This window comes from Helicobacter pylori (assembly GCF_017594925.1).
GTDB classification, from domain to species: domain Bacteria; phylum Campylobacterota; class Campylobacteria; order Campylobacterales; family Helicobacteraceae; genus Helicobacter; species Helicobacter pylori_DP.
This window is the reverse complement of the sequence record NZ_JAALNT010000032.1, coordinates 1-4931: the sequence shown is the minus strand read 5'-3', so window position 1 is coordinate 4931 and position 4931 is coordinate 1. Positions and strand designations below refer to the sequence as shown.

The 4931-nt window shown below is 38.3% G+C and carries 4 protein-coding genes; 3 read left to right on the top strand and 1 reads right to left on the bottom strand.

Features of this window, described 5'->3' with window-relative positions; translation table 11 throughout:
- Positions 1–287 precede the first annotated feature (287 nt).
- Positions 288–1331: a lipopolysaccharide heptosyltransferase II gene (gene waaF, locus G6069_RS07755; protein ID WP_197293917.1), complete on the bottom strand. Its 1044-nt coding sequence runs from the start codon at positions 1329–1331 to the stop codon at positions 288–290.
- A gap of 61 nt (positions 1332–1392) precedes the next feature.
- Between waaF and hisS the strand changes: the two genes are divergently transcribed.
- The 3 genes from hisS to G6069_RS07740 form a co-directional block, all read left to right on the top strand.
- Entirely contained in the window at positions 1393–2721 is a 1329-nt protein-coding gene (hisS, locus tag G6069_RS07750; RefSeq protein WP_197293916.1) for a histidine--tRNA ligase, read from the top strand.
- A complete protein-coding gene (gene asd, locus G6069_RS07745; RefSeq protein WP_197293915.1) occupies positions 2708–3748 on the top strand; it encodes an aspartate-semialdehyde dehydrogenase in 1041 nt (346 codons plus the stop codon). Before hisS ends, asd begins: the two co-directional genes overlap by 14 nt.
- 433 nt (positions 3749–4181) lie before the next feature.
- On the top strand, positions 4182–4931 hold a 750-nt coding region (locus tag G6069_RS07740; RefSeq protein WP_197293914.1), incomplete at its 3' end, for a DUF874 family protein.

The following is a 4931-nucleotide window of genomic DNA, read 5'->3' as shown; positions in this document are numbered from 1 at the left end:
AAGATGCTAAAAAACCTAAATTTAGCACAGAATTAGTCGTGGCTCAAAACGACAAAAAAGATGCTAAAAAACCTAAAAACTCAGTGGTCTAATGGCTTTGACTCAAAAAAGCGTTTTTAAAAACGCTTTTTTGAATATTATCCTATAATTTCCTACCACTTTTTAAAACCCTTGATGGGATTTATCGCTCTTCTCACGCTTTCAAAAGTAAAGTTTAAATCTTTTATACACAGAGTTTTATCAATATGCTTGCGTTTTTAAAAAAAGCCCATGAAGGGCGTTTAAGGCTATTCTAAAAGATTGCGAGCGGCTTGAAGGACTTCAAGGGGCGTGATAGATTTCATGCACAAATGGTTTTTTTCATTCTTTAAAGGGCAAACTCGTTTCTTGCATGGCGCACAGCTTAAATGGTGGTTCAACACGATCGCTTTTTGAGCTTTATAGGGGCGAGTCTCTTTTTCATCAGTGGGGCCAAAAAGAGCGATTAGGGGGGTTTGTGTGCTAGCGGCTACATGCATGGGACCGCTATCGTTAGTGATGAATAAATCTAAAACAGCGATGCGTTGTATCAATTCTTCAATGCTTGTTTTCCCGCACAGATTGTAAGCGTTATGGGATAATAAGGGGTTTTTCAATAAGCTTTTAACGGATTTTAAAATCTCTTCAGAAACAATAGCGTCTTCTTTAGCCCCAAAAAAATAAATTTCATGCCCTTTTTCTAACAAAGTAGCCGCGACTTCAGCGTAATAAGAAGCTAGCCATCTTTTAGCGCTCCCATAGCTTGCGTTAGGGTTAAAGCCGATTTTTTTAGGGGTGTTTGGGGTGTGAGTGGGAAGGTTAAAGGCCAGTTTTAAGGGTAAAACGCTTTTTTGATCCAATTCTTTTTCTAAAAATTGCGAAAATAAAAAGCAATACTTTTCCACTTGATGATACTCTTTAGGGGCAGTAGTTACCGCATGGCTGAGAAACAAAGAACGGAAAAATTGGGCAAAACCGATGCGAATAGGCGTTTTTGTCGCATAGAGCAAAAAAGCGGAATAAAAATGGTTGTTTAAGGTGATCGCTATATCGCAACGCCCTATTTTTTGAGCGAGTTTGTAAGTGGCTAGCAGCCTGAAAAAGGATTTTTTGGTGTTGTCTATGAAAACGGCTTCTATTTTTTCATCTTTTTTGAAAAGTTCGCAAGTAATGGTTGGGCCCACTAAGACAAAATGCGCATTAGGGTAGTGGTGTTTAAGGGTGTAAAAAAGCGAGCTTGCCATCACCCCATCGCCTAACCAATTAGGCAAACGCAATAAAATACGCATGCGTTTGGGCGCATTTACGCTCATCAATTGCCCTTTTTTAAAGATTTTAAGCTAAAATTTTAGCATACAAATACAAGGAAATGGAATGATTACCCCTAAAGTGTTGAGCGGGTTTAAAGACCGCTTGCCTAAAGATGCGATACAAAAAGCCCAGTTGCTCGCTAAAGTTTCAGTTGTGTTTCAAAGTTTTGGTTTTGTGCCGATTGAAACCCCCCATTTGGAATACGCTCAAACGTTATTGCCTGATGCGAGCAGTGATATTCAAAAAGAGATTTATCGTTTTAAAGACCATGGGGATAGGGATGTGGCTTTAAGGTTTGATTTGACCGTGCCATTAGCCCGCTTTGTTTCTTTGCACCACCAAATATTAGGCATGCCCTTTAAACGCTACGCCATAGGCAATGTCTTTAGGGGTGAAAGGGCGCAAAAAGGGCGTTACAGGGAATTTACGCAATGCGATTTTGATTTTATAGGGAGCGAGAGCTTGGTGTGCGATGCTGAGATCATTCAAGTGATCATCGCTTCTTTAAAAGCTTTGGATTTAGAAGATTTTTGCGTCTCTATCAACCACAGAAAAATTTTGAACGGGATATGCGAATATTTTGGGATCTCTCAAGTGAATGCAGTGCTGCGCATTGTGGATAAATTAGAAAAGATTGGCTTGAATGGGGTTGAAGAAGAATTAAAAAAAGAGTGCGATTTGAATCCAGACACCATTAAAGAGCTTTTAGAAATGGTTCAAATCCAACAAAACGATTTAAGCCATGCGGAATTTTTTGAAAAAATTGCTTATTTGAAAGACTATAATGAAAATCTAAAAAAAGGCATACAGGATTTAGAAAGGCTATACCATTTGCTAGGGGATTTGCAAATTTCTCAAAACCTGTATAAAATTGATTTTTCTATCGCTAGGGGGTTAGGGTATTATACAGGGATTGTGTATGAAACCACGCTTAATGAAATGAAGTCTTTAGGGAGCGTGTGTTCAGGGGGGCGTTATGATCATTTGACTAAAAATTTTTCTAAAGAAAATTTACAAGGGGTAGGGGCTTCTATTGGGATTGATAGATTGATTGTGGCTTTGAGTGAAATGCAATTATTGGACGAGCGTTCCACCCAAGCTAAAGTCTTAATCGCTTGCATGCATGAAGAGTATTTTTCTTACGCCAACCGCTTAGCGGAGTCTTTAAGGCAAAGCGGTATTTTTAGCGAAGTCTATCCAGAAGCTCAAAAAATCAAAAAACCCTTTTCTTATGCCAACCACAAGGGGCATGAGTTTGTGGCTGTCATTGGCGAAGAAGAATTTAAAAGCGAAACTCTAAGCTTGAAAAACATGCATTCAGGCATGCAGTTGAATTGCTTGAGTTTTTTAAAAGCCCTTGAAATCATTGGAGAAAACGATGAAGACTTATAATGTCGCTATTGTCGGGGCTAGTGGGGCGGTAGGTCAAGAGCTGATTAAAGGTTTAGAAAATTCTTTTTTCCCGATTAAAAAATTTGTCCCGCTCGCTAGCGCTAGGAGTGCCGGTAAAAAGATCAAAGCTTTCAATAAAGACTATGAAATTTTAGAAACCACGCATGAAGTTTTTGAAAAAGAAGAAATAGACATCGCCTTTTTTAGCGCTGGGGGGAGCGTGAGCGAAGAATTTGCTATAAGCGCTTCAAAAACGGCCCTAGTGATTGATAACACGAGCTTTTTTAGATTGAATGAAAAAGTGCCTTTAGTCGTGCCTGAAATCAACGCTAAAGAAATTTTTAACGCTCTCTTGAATATCATCGCTAACCCTAATTGCTCTACCATTCAAATGACGCAAATCTTAAACCCCTTGCACCTCCATTTTAAGATAAAAAGCGTGATTGTTAGCACCTATCAAGCCGTGAGTGGGGCAGGGAACAAGGGCATAGAGAGTTTAAAAAATGAGTTAAAAACCGCTTTAGAATGTTTGGAAAAAGACCCCGCTATTGATTTAAACCAGGTTTTGCAAGCCGGGGCTTTCCCTTACCCGATCGCTTTCAATGCGATCGCTCATATTGATATTTTTAAGGAGAATGGCTACACGAAAGAAGAGCTAAAAATGGTGCATGAAACCCATAAAATCATGGGCGTGGATTTCCCTATTAGCGCGACTTGCGTGCGCGTGCCGGTATTAAGGAGCCATAGCGAGAGTTTGAGTATCGCTTTTGAAAAAGAATTCGATCTCAAAGAAGTCTATGAAGTTTTAAAAAACGCCCCTAGCGTGGTTGTTTGCGATGATCCTAGTCGCAATCTTTACCCCACACCCCTAAAAGCGAGCCACACGGATAGCACCTATATAGGGCGCTTGAGAAAGGATTTGTTTGATAAGAAAACTTTGCACGGCTTTTGCGTGGCGGATCAATTAAGAGTGGGGGCAGCCACCAACGCGCTCAAAATCGCCATGCATTATATTAAGAACGCTTGAGTTTATTCAAAGATAACAAAGATGAATGCGCATGCGCTTGAATTAAGGATAAGGATCAATCTAGCCCAATCTCTCAAAAAGAGCTTTAAGTTACTAGGCTTGCGATGTTAAACAAGGGTGTAATTGAATTGCTCAAGGCTTGATTGAGAGAAATGCTAATATTTGGTAGGTCAAAAGGAGTATAAAGGCTTACACTCAAGCAGAGAGTGAATGTTTAACTAGCGAGTTATTGCCTATTATTCCATTTAAAAGGGTGTGAGTTTAAGGTATAAGGGAAACTTGTATCAAGTTTTGTTGGAATGGATTAGAAAAATCTGATTGGATTGACCCTTACAATTTTTCAAACCAATCGTTTAATAGCGATTAAATATGGCTATATATACTACAAAAATAAGATTTTGATGGGTAAGATTGTTTTTTTGAAAGGATTTAAATGCCTATTATAAGGGTTTTGGTAATGCTTGCAACAATGATGATGAAATTAGTAAAAACGGCAAAAGAAAAGAAAGTTTTTAAGAATGTGGGAGTGTCTATAATGGGGATTGCTTTTTGGGAGGCGATAAAAGACTCGATAAAAAAACAAATTAAAAAAAGCAATTGGATATGCGGGAATGTTAAGACTGCGGATGATTATTTAAAAACGCATCCTAACTCATGGTTTAATTCAGCAATAGGTGTAACAACGATAACAGCCATGCTTATGAATGTGTGTTTTGCTGATGACCAATCCAAAAAGGAAGTGGCTGAAACTCAAAAGGAAGCTGAAAATGCTAGGGATAGAGCAAACAAGAGTGGGATAGAACTAGGACAAGAAAAACAAAAGACAAGCAATATAGAGACTAATAACCAAATAAAAGTAGAACAAGAAGAACAAAAGACAAGCAATATAGAGACTAATAACCAAATAAAAGTAGAACAAGAAAAACAAAAGACAAGCAATACGCAAAAAGATTTGGTTAAAGAACAGAAAGATTTGGTTAAAGAACAGAAAGATTTGGTTAAAGAACAGAAAGATTTCATTAAATACGCAGAACAAAATTGCCAAGAAAATCATAATCAATTCTTTATTAAAAAAGCAGGAATTAAGGGTGGTATTGGCATAGAAGTAGAAGCTGAATGCAAAACCCCTAAACCCACAAAAACCAATCAAACCCCTATCCAGCCAAAACACCTCCCAAACTCT

Excerpts from the sequence above, each read along its gene's own strand:
- asd (WP_197293915.1), top strand. The coding sequence starts at position 2,708 with ATGAAGACTTATAATGTCGCTATTGTCGGGGCTAGTGGGGCGGTAGGT.
- hisS (WP_197293916.1), top strand. The coding sequence starts at position 1,393 with ATGATTACCCCTAAAGTGTTGAGCGGGTTTAAAGACCGCTTGCCTAAA.
- waaF (WP_197293917.1), bottom strand. The coding sequence starts at position 1,331 with ATGAGCGTAAATGCGCCCAAACGCATGCGTATTTTATTGCGTTTGCCT.